The sequence below is a fragment of the Pseudomonas sp. 3B-A001-10F genome (genome assembly GCF_056313565.1).
Map to the genome: position 1 here is coordinate 1 of NZ_JBQYFW010000108.1, position 254 is coordinate 254.

Annotated in this window: 1 tRNA gene and 1 rRNA gene; both read right to left on the bottom strand. The window is 51.6% G+C overall.

Annotation, left to right across the window (positions count from 1 at the left end):
• Nucleotides 1-43: 43 nt before the first annotated feature.
• Nucleotides 44-120 (bottom strand) — tRNA-Ile (locus AC0ZWN_RS28950).
• 81 nt (nt 121-201) lie between these two features.
• Nucleotides 202-254 (bottom strand): 16S ribosomal RNA (locus AC0ZWN_RS28955); the annotation flags it as partial.

Here is a 254-nt window from a genome sequence, read left to right on the forward strand (position 1 = left end):
GAGCTATGGCCCCGTATTTCTACAGGCGTTTCCCACACAAAATTGGTGGGTCTGGGCAGATTCGAACTGCCGACCTCACCCTTATCAGGGGTGCGCTCTAACCAACTGAGCTACAGACCCAATTTCGGGCTGCTTCTTTCGTCTTCTTCAATGAATCAAGCAATTCGTGTGGGAACTTATGGAGCAGCTGATGTCGTCGATTAAGGAGGTGATCCAGCCGCAGGTTCCCCTACGGCTACCTTGTTACGACTTCA